Raw genomic sequence first — 19,743 nt, forward strand, 5'->3', positions numbered from 1 at the left:
ACATGAAAAAGAAACATCAAATCATCTATATGCTGCTGGCGAGCTTATTAAGCTTATCGGCAAATGCACAGGTTCAGCGTTTGTCGCTGGATAGTGTCCTCTCACGAATTACACTTAACCCCTCTTTGCTTTCACTTGATCAAAAGATCAATGCGGAAGATGCTTATGTAGCTGGTGCCAAAAGTCTCGATGCGCCAAAGATCAGTGCCGGGCAGTACCAGACAAATTACCAGCCAAAGCCATATGCCGGCTGGTTTATGATTTACGGCGAGCAAACATTTACGAATCCGGCTAAACTGAGAGCAAAAGAAGCTTACCTTAAAGGGGTGTCCAAAGTGACTGTAGAAGATAAGAACTATTTGAAAAACCAATTGATCGCGCAAGCAAGGCTATCTTATTATGATCGGGTCGTACTGGAAAAAAAGTTAACGTTACTGCATAGTACACAAGGACTATTGGAATATATGCTGAAAGATGCTAATATCAAGCTTACCTATGGAAAAGAAAAGCTAAATAACATTTATAAAGCCAAAGCCGACCTGTATCAACTGGATAATATCCGGGAACAATTGAATAATGAGATCCGGCAAAAAAACATCATGCTGAATACGTTAATGAACCGGGATAAGCAAACCGAGTTTATGATAGATACGACTGTGACCATCATGGAATATGAGCTTACCATCACCGATACCGCCCGATTGGTAAGTTCAAGAAGTGATATTAAAGGGATAAGTCGAAGTATTGAACTACAGCAACTCAACGCTGATGCGGAATACAGCAAGCGAAAGCCGGATTTTGGCATCCAGGCCGCGCACATGATCGGGCTGGGCAATACGCCAAGCCAGTACACCTTAATGGGGGTTATCACCATCCCCATTGTTCCCTGGGCCTCCAAAGAGTATAAGGCAAATCTGAAAGGCATCCGTTTTGAGCAGGAGGCGCTTGTTCAAAAAAAGGCAGATCTGCTCAACCAGGCCGAAGGACAACTGGCCGGTTTAAAAGCGGAGATCAGCAGCAAAAAAAGGCAATTGGCTAACTACCGGCAAAATATCATCCCCGCACAACAAAATAGTTATAAAACCGCCTTGCAGGCCTATGAACAAAACACAGGCGATCTGCCTTCGGTACTGAACGGGATCAAAGATCTGCAAGCAGCAAAGATGGAGCAACTGGACCGCTTACAGGAGCTTTTACAATTACAGATAGCTTATCAAAGAGAAAATGAGCAATATTAGAGCAATACTGGCTGTAAGTTTGGTAGTCCTGCTAACAGTTGCCGCATGTGATCAAAAACAACCGGCTGCGAAATCAACAATGGCTAAAAAAATGAGCGATGTAAAATATACCTGTCCGATGCACCCGCAGATCATGGAAGACCATCCGGGGAATTGCCCGATTTGCGGGATGGATCTGGTTAAGAGATCGGGTCAGGCCAGCGAAGGGTCAGGGATAAGCCTGAACACGGTTTTACAACCTGTTAACAGTAGCGTAATTTCTTCTGTGGGTTATATAATGCCGGTACAAAGAACTGTAAATACAGTCATTTCGGGCGATGGATACCTGGACTTTGACACCCGGACATTTAACAATATCGCATCCCGTTTTTCTGGCCGAATAGAAAAACTGTATATCAAATATGCTTTTCAAGAAATCAGTGCGGGCCAACGCATCTTTGACATATACAGTCCTGAGCTGGTAACTGCGCAGCAGGATTTAATTTTCATCACTAAAAACTCTCCGCAGGAAACCGGCCTTATTAATGCGGCACGTCAAAAACTGCTACTGTTGGGCATGACAACCGCACAAGTGGGGCAACTTATAAAAACAGGTAAAGCGTATTACAGCCTGCCTGTTTATAGCCCTTATGAAGGGCACGTGCATGATATGCCGCATAGTCAAATGACTGGTGGTACGGTAAGCAATACCGCTACGGATTTTGCAAACAACCTCCCGTTGTCGATAAAAGAGGGTATGTACGTTGAAAAGGGCCAAACCTTATTCAACGTAGTTAACCCGCACATGCTTTGGGCCATCATCAAAATAGACCGCTCCCAGGTGTCGGGTTTAAAACTCAACCAACAGGTGCAGATCAGCTTGCCGGATATGCCGGGCAAATCAATCAGCGGGAAGGTCAATTTCATTGAGCCCACATTGCAGGATGGTGATAAGGCTACGAGCATCAGGGTGTTTTTAGACAATATGGATCACGAACTCAAAGTGAACAGCCTGATTAAAGCGGTAATACAAACCGGGGAAGCGAACGGACTATGGGTGCCGCGATCCGCAGTACTGGACTTGGGACGTACGCAATTGGTTTGGCTAAAACGGGGTAGTTTGTATAAAGCCCGGCAGGTTTACACCGGGGTGAAAAATAACAAGGAAATACAGATCACAAAAGGGCTATCATTGACCGATAGCCTGGCATCCAATGCGCAATATTTGTCCGACAGCGAAAGCTTCATTAAAATACAAAACCATGATCAAGTTCAATAATCACACAACAGCGTTTAAAATGGTATCGCTCTTTTGCCTTGCATTTTTATTCCTGATCAGCCTCAATTCCTGCCATCATAAAGCGGCGCAACAGGCAGTAGTAAAAGCACAAAGCAGGGCTTATTATACCTGCTCCATGCACCCGCAGGTTCACGAAGACCATGATGGCAATTGCCCGATTTGCAGCATGAAACTGATCAAGGTTGAAATGACCGGCACGATGAATAATATGGCCGGTGATAAAATCATACTTACCGCGACGCAAATCCAACTGGCGGCTATACAAACGGACACCGTTAAAGAACAAAATACTGGTAACGAAAAAACGCTTACCGGAACCGTGACAACGGATGAAACCGGCGCACAGGAACTGAGTGCCAGGTTGGCGGGCCGGATACAAAGACTTTTTTTAAGAGCAGTTGGTGAAAAAATAAACATTGGCCAACCTATTTACTCCATTTACAGCGAAGACCTCCAGGAAGCGGAAAAAGAATATCTGCTGGCTAAACAACAACAAAAATTACTGCATAACCCAGATGTAGATTATCAGCAGCTGATCGTTGCCGCAGAAAGTAAACTGCAATTATGGGGCTTGTCATTATCGCAGATCAATAGTTTAGCAGCATCGGGTAAAGTATCTGCTTCAATGGTTGTATTAAGTAAGATAAACGGAACCGTAAGCGATATCGCGGTTCATGAGGGTGATTATGTAACGGAAGGGATGACTATTTTGAAAGCGCAGTCTTTAAACAGGTTATGGGTAGAGGCTCAGCTTTACGCCAACGAAGCTGGAATTTACAAGGTTAATGACCCGGTAAATGTATCCCTTCCCGATCTGGGTGGACAGCTCATCAGCGGTAAAGTTGAATTTATTAATCCGGAATTATCGGAAACCTCCAAAGTTGACCTCATCCGGATCTCTATCCCTAATCCGCAAGGATTGATCAGGCCTGGTATGCTGGCTTATTTAAGTATCGGTAGTGCTACTAATAAAGCGTTAGCGGTTCCGGCATCGGCTATTTTAACCGATAGCAATAGAAGCAAGGTTTGGGTAAAAAATACTGATGGTAGCTTTTCACCGAAAACGATTAAAGTTGGTTTAGGAAATCAGAATTATGTTTCTATTATTTCTGGGCTAAGTCCAGGAAGCATAGTAGTTACTCATGGCGCATATTTATTGAATAGTGAAGCTATCTTTAAAAATGGGGGCGATCAAATGGCAGGAATGAAAATGTAACGGGGGTCAAAAAATCATCTCGCTCTTGGCATGTAAATAATCATACAAGCACCAATTAAAGCGATAGCAGCACCAATTATATCCCAGCGGTCAGGCTTAAACCCATCGACTTTCCAAGCCCAGATCAACGCCAAAACGATGAAGATACCGCCGTAAGTGGCATATACGCGGCCAAATCCAGCAGTCTGCCAGGTCGCAACTACGCCGTACAAGGCCAAAATGAAGCCCCCGGCAAGCCCCATCCACCATGACTTATCTTCTTTTAGCCAAAGCCAAACCAGATAACCACCACCAATTTCCAACAGTCCGGCAAGAATAAAAATAAATAGTGATTTGAAAATAGCCATAGTCTTTAAAATTAAGAACTTTTTAATGCTTTCAATTCATTTCAATATGCCTTATGTAATTTATCTGCTAAATCATCCGGCAAAGGGCTGTTTATAATGGCTTGAATCGCCTTATCCAGGTCATAATCGAAGCGTTTGAATTCAACGTTAGGTGATCCGCATTCGTTAATGGTTAGCAGTGCATAGCTGCCTTGGAGATTGCCATCCTTTGGTTTACCAACAGAGCCGGCATTAATGACGTGTTTATTATCTCCGATGATACGGTGGTAAAGCTTATGTGAATTACCGATACATAAAATATCAGCTTTGGCTTCGTGCATCATCTCTAACACATAGTTTCCATCGAGTTCTTCTAACACATATTCATTAATGCTACGGGTAATACCATCTGCCAGTACCAAATTCAAGTGATCATTATTAAGCTGAAATTCCAGCCTGATATGTGCAGGCAGCGTATTCAAATAAACCCTGTTATCGTCCGTAACCAATTCATAAGCATAACCTTTGGTCTTCAAGTCATGATTACCAGCGAGCATGGCAATGCCACGTTTGCGTACTTTAGCAATTACTTCATTGGGCCAAATATTGTAGCCGATCAGGTCGCCCGGGCAATAGATGGCATCTGGTTTATTTTTGTCAACGTCGGCCAGGAACGCTTCAAACGCCGGGAGGTTGGCATGGACATCCGAAAAGAGTGCAATTTTCATATTAGGCGTTTCTTAACATATCAGCATATTCATTAGGCAACGGGCTGTCTTCAACCGCTTTTGCCGCTTTTTCAATATCATAATCAAAGCGGATAAACTCAACTTTTACACTGTCTTTGTCTTTTATCGAACTGTTTTCATTGATAAGCAGTAACACATACCCGCCGCGCGGGTCTTTGTCTTTTGTCTTGCCTACCGAGCCGATATTAATGGCATGGCGGTAATGCGTATCCTCTGTAATTTGTGGGGGTAGGATACGGTGATAGGGCTGGTGCGTATGGCCAAAGCACATTGCGTCGGCATCAGCCTGTTCCATAATTCGCAGCATACTTTTTTCGTCCCTGTCTTCAAAAAGATATTCATTTACCTTGCGGGGGCTGCCGTGTACAAATAAAACATTCAGCTTATCATTGTTCAACTGAAATTCTAACCGTATGTGGGCAGGCAGGGTACGCAAATAAGCTCTTTGTTCATCTTTACCGCTTCATTGGTATAAGCACTAGACATTTTGCCTAAAGCCTTCTCTTCGTCAGTTTTGTAAGCGCAACCGCAATCATCACTATGACGCCCAATACCAAAATCATAATTACCGGCGATGGTCGGTATTCCGCGCTTGCGAATCTCGTCAATCACTTCATTTGGCCAAATATTATATCCTACCAGGTCACCGAGGCAGTAAACGGCATCCGGCTTGGGTTTATCAATATCGGCAAAGAATGCTTCCAGTGCCGGTAGGTTAGCGTGTATGTCGGAAAAAAGAGCGATCTTCATTATTCTGCAGTAGTTAAAGTTTTGGTGGTGTAGTATTTTTTACGGAGGTAAAAAGCAAGGTTGACTAACGCGATGAGCGCAGGCATTTCAACCAACGAGCCGATCACACCGGCGAAGGCTTCACCCGAATTGATCTCAAATACACCGATGGCCACGGCAATTGCCAGTTCAAAACTATTTCCAGTAGCCGTAAATGCAATAGAGGTGCTTTTAGAATAATCCGCGCCCTATGATTTGCCAATGAAGAAACTGAGCACAACATAATGGTAAAGTAAATTACCAATGGTATTAAGGAATTAAAACATTACCGTGCTATACATAGTACTAAATTTATCTACATTTGTACTAAATGAAAAGATCAATCACGACCGCTTTATTAGCCTGTTATTTTTTGGCCGGAAGCGTAATCTTTCCTTTGAGTGATTTTTCTTTGATGCGCGACCTTCCTGCGATGTACCGCTCCTATTGTGAGGTCAAGGCTGGTACACCGGATATTTGTGATTTTGTCGGCGATTACCTACTGCACGGTAAAGAGCTATTTGGGAACAACGCCCATGACGCCCAACCAAAAAACGGTGGGGCGCTACAGTTCCAACATCAACCCACGCTTTCGATCTTCTTCGTTGAGCATGTATTCCGGCTTTTTACCATTACCAGCCACCCCATAATTAATAAGCCTATCTACAACATTCTATTCTATACTTCTGAATATCACCATGAACATTTCAGGCCACCGATAGCCTAAATATCTCACTCCATTTTTATTCATACAGTTTTTAACGCAAGCCAGAGCATAGCTATGGCTAAATATTCATATTATACATGAAAAGATTTTTCATGCTGATATCCTTTGTGCTGCTGGCACATTTGGTATCAGCGCAGAATACATTCCGAGCGAAAGTATTCAACGACCAGACCAAAGCGGCTCTGAAAGGCGCGACCGCGACCATTCCTGACCTAAAGATCAGCATTAGCGCTGATACCAGCGGCTTATTGACTATTCCTAATATACCTAACGGTAAATTCGAGATAGAGATCACTTATGTGGGTTTTGGCAAAAGCGAAAAGGTTTACAGTTTTCCAATGCAAACTCCAGATCAGGTATTGACCATTAACCTGGAACCATCAACCGGTGAACTGGCAGAAGTAACCGTACAAACCACCCGAACCAACCAGAACCTGCGGGATATCCCAACGCGTGTAGAGGCGTTGCCCTTAGAAGAACTGGACGAAAAAAGCACCATGCGTCCAGGCGATATTAAAATGCTGCTGGGCGAAACGACCGGCATTCATGTACAACAGACCTCGGCAGTGAGTGGCAGCGCCAGCTTCCGTATCCAGGGTTTGGGCAGCCGTTACACGCAACTCCTGCAAGATGGGATGCCCTTGTATGCAGGCTTTTCGGGTAATCTCAGTTTATTGCAGATCAGCCCGTTGGACTTGCGACAAGTGGAATTTATCAAAGGTTCGGCATCCACGTTATATGGCGGCGGTGCTATTGCAGGTTTAGTCAACCTCATCAGCAAAGTGCCGGAAAAAGAACCTGAATTGACTTTTTTATTAAACGGCACAAGCGCCAAAGGTGCAGATGCCAGCGGCTACTACAGTCAAAAGTGGAAACATATCGGCACAACCATCTTTGGTTCTTATAATTACAATGGCGCTTATGACCCCTCGAATACAGGCCTAAGTGCGATACCGCAAACGAAGCGCTTTACCATCAACCCGAAAGTGTTCCTATATATGGATGAACATAATTCGGGCTGGTTCGGTGTAAATACTACTTATGAGAACCGTTTGGGTGGCGATATGCAGGTCATTTCGGGTCAGCCCGATAATGTGCACCAATATTTTGAGCAAAACAAAACATTCCGCTTTTCAACACAGCTCTCATTTACCCATAAGATAGATGAAGAAAGCAAGATCAATTTCAAAAACACGATCGGCTATTTTGACCGGGATCTGGCCGGACCCGCGTTTGATTTTAAAGGTAGGCAGGTGTCCTCGTACAGTGAAGTCAACTATGTGCGTAATGGCGAAAAAGCTTCCTGGGTTGCCGGTGCCAACCTGATCACCGATCATTTTACGGCAGAACCCCCGCAAAACAGCCTAAGCTATAACCAGGTTACCATCGGGACTTTTGTACAAAACACTTACAAGGCAAATAATTGGTTCTCAGTAGAAAGCGGTTTACGCCTTGATATCAACAACCCAGCACCGGCCACCCCATCATCGGGTCTATTTATTTTACCGAGAATAAATGCCCTGTTTAAGATCACCGATCATCTGAGTAGCCGAATTGGCGGCGGACTGGGTTATAAAATGCCTTCCTTATTCAATGACGAGGTAGAACAGGATGACTATGTGCATATTCAGCCCTTAAACATCGGCAATACACAAGCTGAACAATCCTATGGTTTAAACGGCGACCTGAATTACCGCAGTGCATTAGGCGACGAGGCATTTATTAATATCAACCAATTGTACTTTTCAACAAGGGTCGACAGGCCACTCATCCTACAAAGCAATAGTTTTATTAACGCCCCCGGTTATTTAAACACTCAGGGCGCGGAAACCAATATCAAATTGGTGATGGATGAACTGGTATTTTATGTCGGCTATACTTACACTGATACCAAAACACATTTCAACGGGGTAAGCGCACTGCAAACACTTACGCCCAAAAATCAATTAAGTTTTGATGCGACTTATGAAATTGAGGGCAGTTTCCGTTTTGGGGCAGAAAGCTTTTATACCGGGCCGCAGTTATTATCAGACGGTACCACCGGAAAAGATTACGTAACCTTTGGTTTATTGGTACAGAAGATGTGGAAGCACCTGGATATTTTTGTAAACGCTGAGAATTTGACCGATCAGCGCCAAACCAAATGGGGCAGTATTTACACGGGCAGTTTGACTACTCCTAAATTCAAGAACATTTACGCGCCTTTGGATGGTGTGGTGGTTAATGCTGGAATCAGGATCAAGTTGCTCAATAAATAAAAGCGAACTGAAGTTCTGGTTTTTTATCGCTCGCTATCTTTAAATAATAGGCAGCTATCTTAAACAATGAAGACTTTTCTATTTTTTAAAAGCAGTTTAAAAAATAGATGCTAACCAAGTACACGTGCTTCTTTAAAGACGGGATCCACATCTTTGGATTCCGTCTTTATTTTTTAGCAGATGTATAAAACGACAACAGGCTGAATTTCATTTTACGATTTCAAACTTGTATACCTGCATTTACGTACCTTGTGGTATGCGTAAGTTAATATTGTTTTTTTTGTTAACGGGTTTTGCATCATCCAATGTATGCGCTACAAATCGGCATGTAACTTCCGCAAAGTCCATTGATTATATTAAAATCTCACAGGACTTTTTATATGCTGCCAAAACAGGTGATACCACGAGTGGATATATTGATACACTGAGCAAGGCCAATGAAGGTGTACTGGCAAATGAATTAAATACCGATCATAAACGCCTGGCATTTTGGCTGAATATTTATAATGGTTTCACGCAGGTTATCCTTAAAAAAGACCCGGATCAATACAAAACCCGCAATTCTTTCTTTTCCAGCAGGCAAATTGATATTGCCGGGCAGCAATTAAGTTTGGATGATATTGAACATGGCATTTTGCGCCACTCCAAAATTAAATGGAGCGAGGGCTATTTAGAGAAACTGTTTCCATCTGCTTTTGAAAAGAAGTTCAGGGTGGAGAAACTGGATTACCGCATACATTTCGCTTTGAACTGCGGGGCCAAAAGCTGCCCGCCCATCGCGTTTTATGAACCGGCCAGTATTGATAAACAGTTAACCGTTGCTGTAAAAACCTATTTAAAGGGAGAATGTGAATATGATGTTGCAAAGAATGTGGTTGATGTCCCTGCGCTGATGGGCTGGTTCCGGCATGATTTCGGTGGAAAAGAGAACATGCTAAAAATCTTAAAGCAAAATAAGATCATCCCGCAGGATAGCAAACCCACCATCCACTTTAAAAAGTACGACTGGAGTTTATATTTGAGTAACTATAAATCTGAAAACAATGGCTGATCATTATTATAATGCCGAAGACCTCGGTAAATTCGGAACCATCGCAGAGTTCCAGAAACCAATGGCCGATAAATTTTTCGACTATTATGGCGAAGTCTTTAAAGATGGTGCATTGACTGCTAAAGAAAAATCACTGATCGCTTTAGCAGTTGCCCATGCTGTGCAATGCCCTTACTGTATCGATGCTTACAGCAGTGATGCCTATGAAAAAGGGTTTAGCGAAGCACAAATGATGGAAGCGGTTCATGTAGCCTCGGCCATTAAGGGCGGTGCGGTGTTGGTTCATGGGGTACAGATGATGAACAAGGTCAAAGAAATTAGCATGTAATGATCAAGTCGCTTAAAGTATTACAGCATCATTTAGCCAGTTCAGACAATCAGCTGGCCATCCTTGAAGACCAGCGGGAGCATAAACACGCTTCATTTAAAGATAAGGTATCCGGCCTGGGGATGTTTCCATTGCAGGCGACGGGTGTCGAGATCTTCCAGGTGAACGTTGGCAAAATGTGTAATCAGGTTTGCAAGCATTGCCATGTGGATGCCGGGCCAGACCGCAAGGAGATCATGCCCCGCGAAACTATGCAGCTTTGTTTGAACGTACTGCAAAATGACGGTATCAAAATAGTTGACCTCACCGGCGGCGCGCCTGAACTAAATCCTGATTTTCGTTGGTTTGTTGAAGAGATTAAAAAGCTGGGCAAACACATCATCGTTCGTTGCAATCTGACGATTATTTTAGCAAATAAACGCTTTCACGACCTGCCGGAGTTTTTCAAGCTGCATCAGATAGAAGTAATATCATCGTTACCCAGCTTTACACAGGACAGAACAGACCGGCAGCGGGGCGACGGTGTTTTTGAAGATTCCATCAAAGCCTTGCAAATGCTGAATGGGGTAGGTTACGGACAACCCGGTACAGGGTTAACACTCAATTTGGTCTACAATCCGGCAGGCGCTTTTTTACCACCGTCACAGGATGCTTTGGAAAAGGAGTATAAATTTGAATTAATGAAGAAATTCGGCATTGTATTCAATAACCTGTTCGCCATCACTAACATGCCCATCAGCCGTTATCTGGACTACCTGCTTTCTACAGGCAACTATGATAAGTACATGGAAAAACTGATCGCCGCTTTTAATCCGGCGGCTGTTAAAAATGTGATGTGCCGCAATACCATTTCCGTTAGCTGGGATGGCTATTTATACGATTGTGATTTTAATCAGATGCTTGACCTGTTGGTTACCACTGAAAGTTCACAGCATTTGAGCACTTTTGATATATTCCTGTTGAATAACCGCAATATCATTTTAAAGCAGCATTGTTATGGCTGCACCGCAGGTGCAGGTTCAAGTTGTGGCGGTGTAGTTGCCGAATAACCCTATCCAATGTCAACAGTTACACCCTTAAACACCGCCCTGATCATATTTGTCCGTCATCCCGAATTAGGCAAGGTTAAAACCCGGCTGGCTAAAGTGATCGGTGATGAAAAAGCACTCGAAGTTTATAAGCTTTTGTTGCAGCACACCCGGCAGATTACTTTGCCTTTAAATTGCAGGAAGTTTATTTATTATGCGGATGGCGTACCCGAACATGATAGCTGGACCGATCCTGGTTATACCAAAAGGCAACAGTTCGGCAATGATCTGGGCCAGCGTATGGCTAATGCTTTCGGCGAGTTGTTTGAGCAGGGATTTAAAAGGGTGCTGATCATCGGGAGCGACTGTTACCAATTACGAACCGCTATCTTAGACGATGCAATAGCCTTATTAAACGGGCACCACGCGGTTGTCGGCCCTACGTTTGACGGAGGATATTACCTTTTAGGTATGAACCATTTTATACCGGAATTATTTAAGGATAAAGCCTGGAGTACTGACCAGGTTTACCAACAAACTATCAAAGATCTGAATGATCTCTCCCAATCATTTATCATGCTGGACAAGTTGCATGATGTGGATGAGGCCGCTGATCTGGAGGTCAATGGTATTACAATTTAACGATAGTTGAGCATCTTTTTATAGGTAGCCGCCAAGTCCTGTTGAGATGCTCCTTTTTGGTACATCCTAACAACGGTATAATTAGCGCGTTGAACCTTTAACCAGCCGTTGCTATCATATTTTCGAGCGGAAATTAAAACAGGCTTGTGAATGATCTTGTATTTCCCTTGGTTTCTTGCCCTTGCACAAAATTCAAATTCTTCCATGATCTTCATGCCGCCATCAAACCCACCTGTTTGCTTAAATAACTTTTTAGTGATGAATAAAGTTTGATCGCCCCCCATGCCGGCAAAAGTATCCAGCCTGCTCAAAAAAGCATTCAATTTCAGCAACCAACTTTTACTATCATAACTGGAAAGGTACCTGCCCATGGCATAACCTTTACTTACGGCTTGGGTAATGTCCGCAAGATAGCTTTGGGGCGGTATCGTATCCGCATGTACAAAATAAAGCAGGTCACCTTTGGCAACTGATGCGCCATAGTTCATTTGGGCTGCACGGCCCTTTTCCGGTGAATTTAACGCGATGGCTCCTTCTTGCTCCGCTAAGGCCAACGTATTATCACCGCTACCACCATCCGATACGATAATTTCCAGCAATAAATCGTTACTGTTATTTTTTAAATAGCCGATCAGTTGAGCGATGTTTTCAGCTTCATTATAAGTGGGTATAATAATACTGACGAGCATGGTTAATCTGTTTGAATGAAATCTACGTATATTTATTTGTACCGGATAATAAAAAACGACCATGAAAAGTAAATTGTTCTCATTAATCCTGTTCAGTTTCCTGTTGATGCTTAAGGCTGAGGCACAGGATGTTAAATTAATCACGGTCAATCAATTGGAAAGCCGTTTTAAACAAGGCAAGGATACGATCTATGTCGTCAACTTTTGGGCGACCTGGTGCAAACCCTGTGTCAACGAATTGCCGGATTTTGAAAGGTTCAAAAGCGCAAACCAGGGAAAGCCCATTAAGGTAATATTGGTAAGTACTGACCTTAAATCAAAATTAGAAAGTGGAGTGAAACCTTTTGTGAAGGCGCACCACCTGACCGGAGAAGTCTACCTGCTCAATGAAGCACCATCAAGCTACACAGAAAAGATCAGTCCTGGCTGGTCGGGCGCTCTACCGGGTACTTTGATCTACAATAGTAAAACCGCCCAAAAGAAATTTCATGAATCAGCTTATACCTATGCTGAGTTAAGCACTGCCGTTAAATAGGGGCAGTTTTAGTTAACCAATGCAGCGTTTTAGCCACGCCGTCTTTCAACGGGGTGATGTGGTAACCCAGTTCGCACTCTGCTTTGGCGGATGTAACTATCCAATGTTTATTATATTTACGAACAAAAGGCGGTGTTATGAGTGGTTGTTTGCCAAATACTTCAGCCATCAATAATTGTATCCTGGACATCAAAAGCATCACCGGCAATGGCACGTTGTACATTTTGCGTTTGACTCCTGTTAGCTGGTCTACTAATTCAAAGAACTCGTTATAAGTGGCATTAATACCACCTAATAAATAGCGTTCACCGGGGTTCGCTTTTTCCATCGCACTGATCAATCCATCGACCGTATCATCGATGTAAACATAGTTACCAATGCTTTTACCATTACAAGGTTTGATTTTCCAATGTCCTTCTATATACATTTTCATCAACCTGGTAAAACCGTTGCTTTCCGTAAGCAGTCCAGGCCCATAAACCCGGCTTGGATTTACTATTATGCCACGGATACCTTTTTTATTGTACTCCTTTAATAGCAACTCTGCTTCTACCTTACTTTTTTCATACAATGTTTCCAGCTTCGGATCAGGGTTAGTGAGTTCGCAAACGGCCTGCATATTTTCAGCATGGCCAACTACCCCCGCGGTTGAGGTAAATAATACATCTTTAATGTTCACCTCTATACAGCAGTCTAATACGTTTTTTAAGCCATCGACATTCAGTATATGAAAAGCGTTAGGATTTTTGTTCCAGACAGATGCAAGCGCGGCCAAATGATAAACCTGCTCACAGCCTGTCATGGCTTTAAGAAGGGATAATCTGTTCAATATATCACCGTTAAATAAAATAATATTTGGATGAGCCAGTAAAACACCTTTCTGTTCATCACGTATTAAGGCATGAATGATATGCCCATCTTCAGCGAGCTTTAATGCCAGTTGTTGACCGATATACCCCGTTGCACCTGTGATAAAAATATGCATCGCCTTTGTTTAATTAGCAACAACCGCCACCATCATAAAACCATGTTGAGCCAGATATGAAGATATCGTTCCGAGATAGTGCCGCTAAATTTCCCGCAGTTTTATCGCAAACCGCCAGCGGTTGATTAGGCAATAAGACATGCCCTTTTTCATCATCAAAATATTCCTGATCGCCATAAAATATGGCTGCCTTTCCTGTAAATACGCAAGGCCCATCAGCAGGCATCGGGTCCTTGATCGCACAAACTTCCACGCTTTCAATATAGAGCAGTTCTTCCGTAGGATATTGGCCGGGAGCCAAAATGCGGTATGGGCGTTTCGCCCGGATCTCGATGGTGCCAAACCCAATATCAGTAATGCTTTTAATATATTCCGCCAAAGGCAGTGAGCCGGTAAGGCAAAGCGCACGCAATCGTTCATCGTTGCGCAGTTCGGCATTCATAGGCTGATCGCAAACCGGATCGGACATAACCAACCGGCCTCCAGGTTTAAGCACCCGGTAAATTTCTCTAAGCGCCTGTTTCAGGTCGTTCTCTTTAAATATATTGAACAAACAATTTTGCCCCGCAACATCGATGGTATTATCTTCTACGGGAAGTTGCAGAGCCGAGCCTTTACGCAGATCAATAAATTCTTTTTTGAACCATGGGTTGAGTTGCTCGGCCTCCGCTAAATTATTAGCGCAGCTTTGCAGCATCTCATCCACAATATCAACACCAATGACACCACCATTACTCCTGTTAAAATAAGAGAATTGCAATAACTCCATACCGCCGCCTACACCTACATATAGGATCTTCGGGTCGTTTATCAGGTCACCTGCACTGACGATGGCACCGCAACCATAGTTCATTTCCTTCATGATCGCCGGTATCTCCAATCCCGGAAATGCGTTCATAGGCGATGTTGTGCAGCAAAGCCCGACATCCGGTTTCAGTGCAGCATCGCGGTAAACATCAATGGCGGTATCGAGATAATTGTCCATAACGGTGAATATATAGTTAATATACGCAGCTTATATTGGTATGGCTTTTATTTGATGAGATTAAAACTTATCCTGCGTTATTCATCGTATTTTTATCATGGAAGATCATTATAAAGCAGTTAAGGTGTTATGAATCCTATCCTACAGCCAATGGCTATTGGTTTCGTTTTTTTGATGGCTTACATCGCCGAACATATTTTCCCGCAGCGTAAAGAACTGTTAGGCAAAGGGCACGACCTGAAAAATATCGGCATTGGGCTGATCAACTTGCTATTCACCTTTATAAGCGGTTATTATTTGCAAAAGCTGATGACCTATACACTTGCGCACCATATTGGCTTTTCCGGGTTTTCCAAATTGCCTGTCCTGGTATCGTTAATACTCCAGATAATCATCATTGATCTTTTTGTCTACTGGTGGCACCGGATCAATCATGCCATACCGCTACTGTGGATGTTTCATAAATTTCACCATGAGGATGAAAGCATGAACAGTACCACGGCAGTTCGTTTTCACACGGTAGAGTTATTTTTTGCAGTGATCGTGAAGGCATTAGTGTTTCCTTTTATTGGCATCACAGTATCAGGGCTCATTCTTTATGGCATTCTGTTTTTTCCGGTAGTGCTTTTGGTACATTCTAATATCAGGATTTCTTACAAAATAGACTCTGCCTTCCGTAAGGTATTTGTTAGCCCCAATATGCATCGTATACACCATTCCAATGTAATTGTTGAAACGGACTCCAATTACGGTTCGGTGTTTTCATTCTGGGACTTGCTATTTAAAAGCTACCGGAAAAAGCCAATTGAAAGGATCAAGTTTGGCATATAAGATTTTGCTTTTCCTTTACGTGGCAGCAGCTATTTTTCATAATATAAAAGTTGCTTTGCTGTACAAGCTAATAGCTTCAAATCCTTAAACAAAAAGTTTGATATGTTCCCATACGGACTGGCAAAAGGAATATAATCGCATTGATATTCCTTATAAAATATTTGATAATTTTGGTAAATCCCCCTTAAAACGGCTTGAGAATTGGCCAATATGGTCTGGGTATTTGTTTATTCGATTAGCCTGCTAACCGCTTCAAATCCTTGATAAAATGGTTCGAGATTCTTCCCCTAAGGGCTACTGGTAAATAACTTGCTGATTTTCAGCAAGTTATTTACATTTTAAGCAGCCTGTAAAAGAATCGAACCTGAATTTTTAGCTATAAAAACAGTCCTTTTAAGCATAAAATTGCCTCATTTTCAGTATCATTAATCAAATCTTTCAAAAACGCCCAAAATTTACTTGCGTCTTTTCTGACGTTCTTTTATTTAAAAAAGACGTCTTGATATCCTTGTAAACAACTGTAAAAAAGGCACTTACAAGGCTTAGAATATAAATCACATCTTTCAGCATTAATTAACCCTAATTATTAGAAAATGCTGGAAAAAAGCTTCGGATTGTTTTACTTCTTAAAGCAACCAAAAACTACGAAAAGACCTAACCACTATGTTTATTTAAGAATCACAGTGAATGGCGTATGTCGTGATATTTCAATAAAGAGGCACTGGCCAACCAGTAGATGGGATCAACCTACCGGGCGTGCAGTTGGTACAAAGCTAGATGCTAAAAATCTAAATGCCTATATAGAAACTCTCTCTGCCAAAGTTTATCAAGCCAAATTATCATTAATAGAAAATGATAAAAGCATTACTGCAAACTCCTTAAAGAATAAGATCACTGGTCAAGGAGATGAAACAAAGATGCTGCTTCAGGTTATTGTAAAGCATAATAAAAAGATTGAGGCATTAATAGGTAAGGGATATTCTCCGGCCACTCTTAAACGATATCAGACCATTTTTCGGCATACGAAAGATTTCATTTTGTGGAAATACGGTACAAAAGATTTCAGTATCACCGACCTTAATTACGAGTTTGGGGCCGAATATGTGTTCTGGTTAAGGGCTTTCAAAAATTGCGCAAATAATTCAGTAATAAAGTATGTTAGCACCCTGAAGAAAATTGTGATGGAATGTGTTAGAAAAGGCTGGTTAAAGAATGATCCATTTATAGAGCTTAGATTCATTAAGGATGATGTAATAAGGGTTGCATTAACCAAACACGAACTGAACACAATTGCCAACAAAACCTTTATAACAGACCGGCTAAATAATGTTAAGGATATTTTCTTATTTAGTTGTTACACGGGGCTTGCTTACGTTGACATCCGTAATCTACGAAGAGTGCAAATTGTGAATGGTATTGATGGTATCCCTTGGATTAATATTCAGCGACAAAAGACTGGCACTCCTTCGCGATTGCCTCTTTTACCAATTGCTTTAGATATCATGAATAAATACAAAGAGCATCCAAAATGCAGCAATGGAAGCTATGTTTTACCTGTGCTAACTAATCAAAAGATGAATGCTTATCTAAAAGAAATCGCAGACATCTGTGGGATTATAACGAACTTAACATTTCACATAGCACGTCATACTTTTGCCACTACAATAACTTTAAACAACGGGGTGCCAATTGAAACGGTGTCTAAAATGCTTGGTCATAAATCGTTACATCAAACTCAGCATTATGCAAAAATATTGGATGGAAAAATTAGTAGTGACATGCAGATTTTAACTAGCAAGCTGGAATTATAATAATCTTTTGCAGTAAGGGATTCGCTTAATCCCTTACTGCATTATAACTTGGGACAGCATTTCAATTTTACAAAACATGATATACTGCTAACCACTCAGATTTAGTCAATAGTTCTCTTAAAAATGAGGCTTTTAAAAATTTTCTGTCATCGTACTTGTCAATAATATATTCTTCGATAACATCAGATACAATTTCATGATAGGTTAGATTATGATTCCTCGTTTTATTCCTTTCAAATTTAAATTTCAGCAATCGTAATTCCGTTTTGCTAAACTGTCTTACCTCCTCATTATATCTTGTAGTAATCCCAAACAACCAGTTCCAAGTGCCAACTTTATCAACATCATTATTAAAACCCATTACTACTTCCTGTTCACTTAATGACAGATAATCTGTAGAATCTGAATCATTTATCCTAACAATAATTTCAAACTCATTTTCCAAAGGTTTAAAAGGATAAAACGATTTCCTTCCATTTTCAAATGGATTTTTTATTGTCTTCCATTTTTTATTACACTTGCTACATAAAGGCGGCAAATTTGTAAAATTGACTGATGCAAAGGGATATTCCGCTTTGGGTAAATAGTGATCATTATCCTCACGAAAAGGGGATTCATTGCTTTCAATCCTGATCAATCCACAGCAAGGGCAAAAGTCATAATTATTATTATTCTCTACTAGATTGTTATAGTAATCTAATTTTTCTCTTGAATTAATCAATTCATTATAAAACCTGACTAGCAAAGATTTCATTCTTTGTTCAACTACAAGGTGTAATGTGTTCAGTTCAATTGGACTTGATGCTCCTTCGCACAAAGATTCAATGTCATTATTAATAAAGAAAGCTTCACGGATTGCAGCCCTTTCATCATCCGTTAATCCTTTGCATATCTCGTAAATTTCATCTACTGCTATCTTTACCCAATCTCTTGCTGAATATATAAGCTCAAATTCTTCCGATAATAAATCTTGAGCATTTTGTCCATCAGTCGCGTTACACCAAACTTCACATACTAAATGCTGGACGTGAGTTTGATAAATGAAAATTCCATGATTATCTAATGGTTTATAAGTTCTTAGCATTGGGATTATCTTTAAGTTTTCTATTCAGCTGAGATAATACCATATCTTTTTCTATGGATTCTCCAAATTTTCTCAATGCTGCCTTTGCTTTAGCAATTTCTTCAGGTGTAGTTATTTCATTAATATTAATGTTTTCAATTTCGGAAAAGGATAAGTCGCCAATTGATTGATTATAATCAAAAAGTTTATCCAGAATTAGTTCAACAGATGTCCCATATGTATTGAATGAATTATCAAGTTCCGAAACTTTTTTAGCAGATGTTTTACCATTCTCTTCCTTTTCAAAAAAGATAACATTATCAGGCAAACAATCTGATATAATGAAAGGAGAATGTGAAGTTAATAATACGTCTTTCAGTAAATGTACATTGAAACCTTTTCCTTTACTTCCGGCTTCAATACTATCATTCAACACCTTTACAAACTTTGCTCTCCAACTAGGATTGAAATGGGTTTCTGGTTCATCCAAAAGCAATAAAGTTCGTCTGTCTTTAAGCAAAAGACAAATACCCATAGTATGAATGAATTGATGTTCGCCATCGGAAAAACTTCTTAGCAACAAGTCCTTTTTCTCACCTGTTTTTTTTAATTCCTTAATGATATAAAAATCTAAAAAATGAAATACATCTTGAGATGGACTTGGAGTTGGTAGTTTGCCATCTGTGTACACGCCTTTTGATCGATATACCTCGGCTTTGGTTCTTTCGTCAATGAAATAGTTATTTAGCTCATATAATAAACGGAATAAGTGGAAGCATTCTAAAGCACTACTAAAATGGCTTCTAAAAGCTTCTGTTGTTGCTTCATCAACATAGAAATCCAACCATAAAGTATTTGTTTTATTATCTACAAACCATGATGTAGCACATTTTTTGAGATTATCTAGTTCTCTATGCTCAAGAAAATCTATTATTGGTAGTTTCTGTGTGTTTCCTTTCGAATCTTTAAATTCAAATTCGTGGAGATGAATGCTCATCCTAAAGCTCCTTAAACCTAAAATACCTGTATTATCTACAGACCTGAGCGGTGCTAAAGTTTCTTCATCCTCAAATAATAAACAAGTTAATAATACAGCTTGACTCATATTGTTATCAATATAGATCAAACTATTCTCGGCTTTGGATATACCGCTGATATTGACCACCTGATTCCGGCGGAATGTGACCAGTGATTCCGCGTCAAATTGACCACCCCATTCCGGGGCAAACTGACC

21 protein-coding genes and 1 pseudogene are annotated in these 19,743 nt (G+C 41.2%); 12 read left to right on the top strand and 10 right to left on the bottom strand.

Features of this window, described 5'->3' with window-relative positions; genetic code table 11:
- Window positions 1–2: 2 nt before the first annotated feature.
- Genes ABIB50_RS07065 through ABIB50_RS07075 form a run of 3 tightly spaced genes read left to right on the top strand, consistent with a single transcriptional unit; the run spans window position 3 to window position 3,733 of the window.
- Window positions 3–1,238 carry a TolC family protein gene (locus ABIB50_RS07065; RefSeq protein ID WP_429378428.1) on the top strand — a complete coding sequence of 412 codons (1,236 nt, stop codon included), beginning with the start codon at window positions 3–5 and terminating at the stop codon, window positions 1,236–1,238.
- The gene (locus tag ABIB50_RS07070; RefSeq protein WP_429378430.1) at window positions 1,225–2,496 is read left to right on the top strand and encodes an efflux RND transporter periplasmic adaptor subunit; all 1,272 of its coding nucleotides are present in this window, start codon (window positions 1,225–1,227) and stop codon (window positions 2,494–2,496) included. The genes ABIB50_RS07065 and ABIB50_RS07070 overlap by 14 nt, the downstream gene beginning before the upstream one ends.
- On the top strand, window positions 2,480–3,733 hold the full coding sequence (locus ABIB50_RS07075) for an efflux RND transporter periplasmic adaptor subunit (protein WP_429378432.1): 1,254 nt from the start codon (window positions 2,480–2,482) through the stop codon (window positions 3,731–3,733). Before ABIB50_RS07070 ends, ABIB50_RS07075 begins: the two co-directional genes overlap by 17 nt.
- A 14-nt stretch (window positions 3,734–3,747) precedes the next feature.
- On the opposite strand, the gene ABIB50_RS07080 is transcribed toward ABIB50_RS07075, so the two are convergent.
- From ABIB50_RS07080 to ABIB50_RS07100, 5 genes and pseudogenes are all read right to left on the bottom strand, one after another.
- Entirely contained in the window at window positions 3,748–4,080 is a 333-nt protein-coding gene (locus ABIB50_RS07080; protein WP_429378433.1) for a YnfA family protein, read from the bottom strand.
- Window positions 4,081–4,121: 41 nt separating this feature from the next.
- Window positions 4,122–4,787 carry a metallophosphoesterase family protein gene (locus ABIB50_RS07085; RefSeq protein WP_429378435.1) on the bottom strand — a complete coding sequence of 222 codons (666 nt, stop codon included), beginning with the start codon at window positions 4,785–4,787 and terminating at the stop codon, window positions 4,122–4,124.
- A gap of 1 nt (window position 4,788) precedes the next feature.
- A complete protein-coding gene (locus ABIB50_RS07090) occupies window positions 4,789–5,205 on the bottom strand; it encodes a metallophosphoesterase family protein (RefSeq protein ID WP_429378437.1) in 417 nt (138 codons plus the stop codon).
- 8 nt (window positions 5,206–5,213) lie between these two features.
- A complete protein-coding gene (locus ABIB50_RS07095) occupies window positions 5,214–5,558 on the bottom strand; it encodes a metallophosphoesterase family protein (protein WP_429378439.1) in 345 nt (114 codons plus the stop codon).
- Window positions 5,558–5,847: pseudogene (locus tag ABIB50_RS07100) on the bottom strand (arsenic resistance protein); the annotation flags it as partial. The pseudogene ABIB50_RS07100 and the gene ABIB50_RS07095, both read right to left, overlap by 1 nt.
- Before the next feature lie 60 nt (window positions 5,848–5,907).
- Between ABIB50_RS07100 and ABIB50_RS07105 the strand changes: the two are divergent.
- The 6 genes from ABIB50_RS07105 (at window position 5,908) to ABIB50_RS07130 (ending at window position 11,610) form a co-directional block, all read left to right on the top strand.
- Window positions 5,908–6,303 carry a hypothetical protein gene (locus tag ABIB50_RS07105; RefSeq protein WP_128535721.1) on the top strand — a complete coding sequence of 132 codons (396 nt, stop codon included), beginning with the start codon at window positions 5,908–5,910 and terminating at the stop codon, window positions 6,301–6,303.
- Window positions 6,304–6,380: 77 nt separating this feature from the next.
- Window positions 6,381–8,561, top strand: a complete 2,181-nt coding sequence (locus ABIB50_RS07110) for a TonB-dependent receptor (protein WP_429378441.1) — start codon at window positions 6,381–6,383, stop codon at window positions 8,559–8,561.
- 256 nt (window positions 8,562–8,817) lie between these two features.
- Entirely contained in the window at window positions 8,818–9,612 is a 795-nt protein-coding gene (locus ABIB50_RS07115) for a DUF547 domain-containing protein (RefSeq protein WP_429378442.1), read from the top strand.
- Entirely contained in the window at window positions 9,605–9,940 is a 336-nt protein-coding gene (locus tag ABIB50_RS07120; protein WP_429378444.1) for an arsenosugar biosynthesis-associated peroxidase-like protein, read from the top strand. The genes ABIB50_RS07115 and ABIB50_RS07120 overlap by 8 nt, the downstream gene beginning before the upstream one ends.
- Window positions 9,940–10,989 (top strand): arsenosugar biosynthesis radical SAM (seleno)protein ArsS, encoded by a 1,050-nt coding sequence (gene arsS, locus ABIB50_RS07125; RefSeq protein ID WP_429378445.1) that lies wholly within the window; start codon window positions 9,940–9,942, stop codon window positions 10,987–10,989. Before ABIB50_RS07120 ends, arsS begins: the two co-directional genes overlap by 1 nt.
- A gap of 9 nt (window positions 10,990–10,998) precedes the next feature.
- Window positions 10,999–11,610 carry a TIGR04282 family arsenosugar biosynthesis glycosyltransferase gene (locus ABIB50_RS07130; protein WP_429378447.1) on the top strand — a complete coding sequence of 204 codons (612 nt, stop codon included), beginning with the start codon at window positions 10,999–11,001 and terminating at the stop codon, window positions 11,608–11,610.
- Here the strand turns inward: ABIB50_RS07130 and ABIB50_RS07135 are convergent.
- Window positions 11,607–12,299, bottom strand: a complete 693-nt coding sequence (locus tag ABIB50_RS07135; RefSeq protein ID WP_429378449.1) for a TIGR04283 family arsenosugar biosynthesis glycosyltransferase — start codon at window positions 12,297–12,299, stop codon at window positions 11,607–11,609. The genes ABIB50_RS07130 and ABIB50_RS07135 overlap by 4 nt on opposite strands.
- 61 nt (window positions 12,300–12,360) lie before the next feature.
- Here ABIB50_RS07135 and ABIB50_RS07140 point away from each other — a divergent pair, with 61 nt between their 5' ends.
- Window positions 12,361–12,834 carry a TlpA family protein disulfide reductase gene (locus ABIB50_RS07140; protein WP_429378451.1) on the top strand — a complete coding sequence of 158 codons (474 nt, stop codon included), beginning with the start codon at window positions 12,361–12,363 and terminating at the stop codon, window positions 12,832–12,834.
- Here ABIB50_RS07140 and ABIB50_RS07145 read toward each other — a convergent pair.
- Both ABIB50_RS07145 and arsM read right to left on the bottom strand, forming a co-directional pair.
- Window positions 12,827–13,819, bottom strand: coding sequence for an NAD-dependent epimerase/dehydratase family protein (locus ABIB50_RS07145; protein WP_429378452.1), 993 nt, complete (start codon window positions 13,817–13,819; stop codon window positions 12,827–12,829). The two genes, ABIB50_RS07140 and ABIB50_RS07145, sit on opposite strands and share 8 nt — an antisense overlap.
- Before the next feature lie 13 nt (window positions 13,820–13,832).
- Window positions 13,833–14,804, bottom strand: a complete 972-nt coding sequence (arsM, locus tag ABIB50_RS07150) for an arsenosugar biosynthesis arsenite methyltransferase ArsM (protein ID WP_429378454.1) — start codon at window positions 14,802–14,804, stop codon at window positions 13,833–13,835.
- Window positions 14,805–14,933: 129 nt separating this feature from the next.
- On the opposite strand from arsM, the gene ABIB50_RS07155 reads away from it, so the two are divergent.
- Together ABIB50_RS07155 and ABIB50_RS07160 are read left to right on the top strand one after the other, a co-directional pair.
- Window positions 14,934–15,635 carry a sterol desaturase family protein gene (locus ABIB50_RS07155; RefSeq protein ID WP_429378456.1) on the top strand — a complete coding sequence of 234 codons (702 nt, stop codon included), beginning with the start codon at window positions 14,934–14,936 and terminating at the stop codon, window positions 15,633–15,635.
- Window positions 15,636–16,228: 593 nt separating this feature from the next.
- Window positions 16,229–17,446, top strand: a complete 1,218-nt coding sequence (locus ABIB50_RS07160) for a site-specific integrase (RefSeq protein WP_429378457.1) — start codon at window positions 16,229–16,231, stop codon at window positions 17,444–17,446.
- A gap of 67 nt (window positions 17,447–17,513) precedes the next feature.
- Here the strand turns inward: ABIB50_RS07160 and ABIB50_RS07165 are convergent, their stop codons facing one another.
- Both ABIB50_RS07165 and ABIB50_RS07170 read right to left on the bottom strand, forming a co-directional pair.
- Entirely contained in the window at window positions 17,514–18,530 is a 1,017-nt protein-coding gene (locus ABIB50_RS07165) for a hypothetical protein (protein ID WP_429378459.1), read from the bottom strand.
- Window positions 18,514–19,743 (bottom strand): restriction system-associated AAA family ATPase (locus ABIB50_RS07170; protein ID WP_429378460.1); only part of this gene is annotated, 1,230 nt, incomplete at its 5' end. The genes ABIB50_RS07165 and ABIB50_RS07170, both read right to left, overlap by 17 nt.

The organism is Mucilaginibacter sp. UYCu711 (genome assembly GCF_050433825.1).
Taxonomy (GTDB): domain Bacteria; phylum Bacteroidota; class Bacteroidia; order Sphingobacteriales; family Sphingobacteriaceae; genus Mucilaginibacter.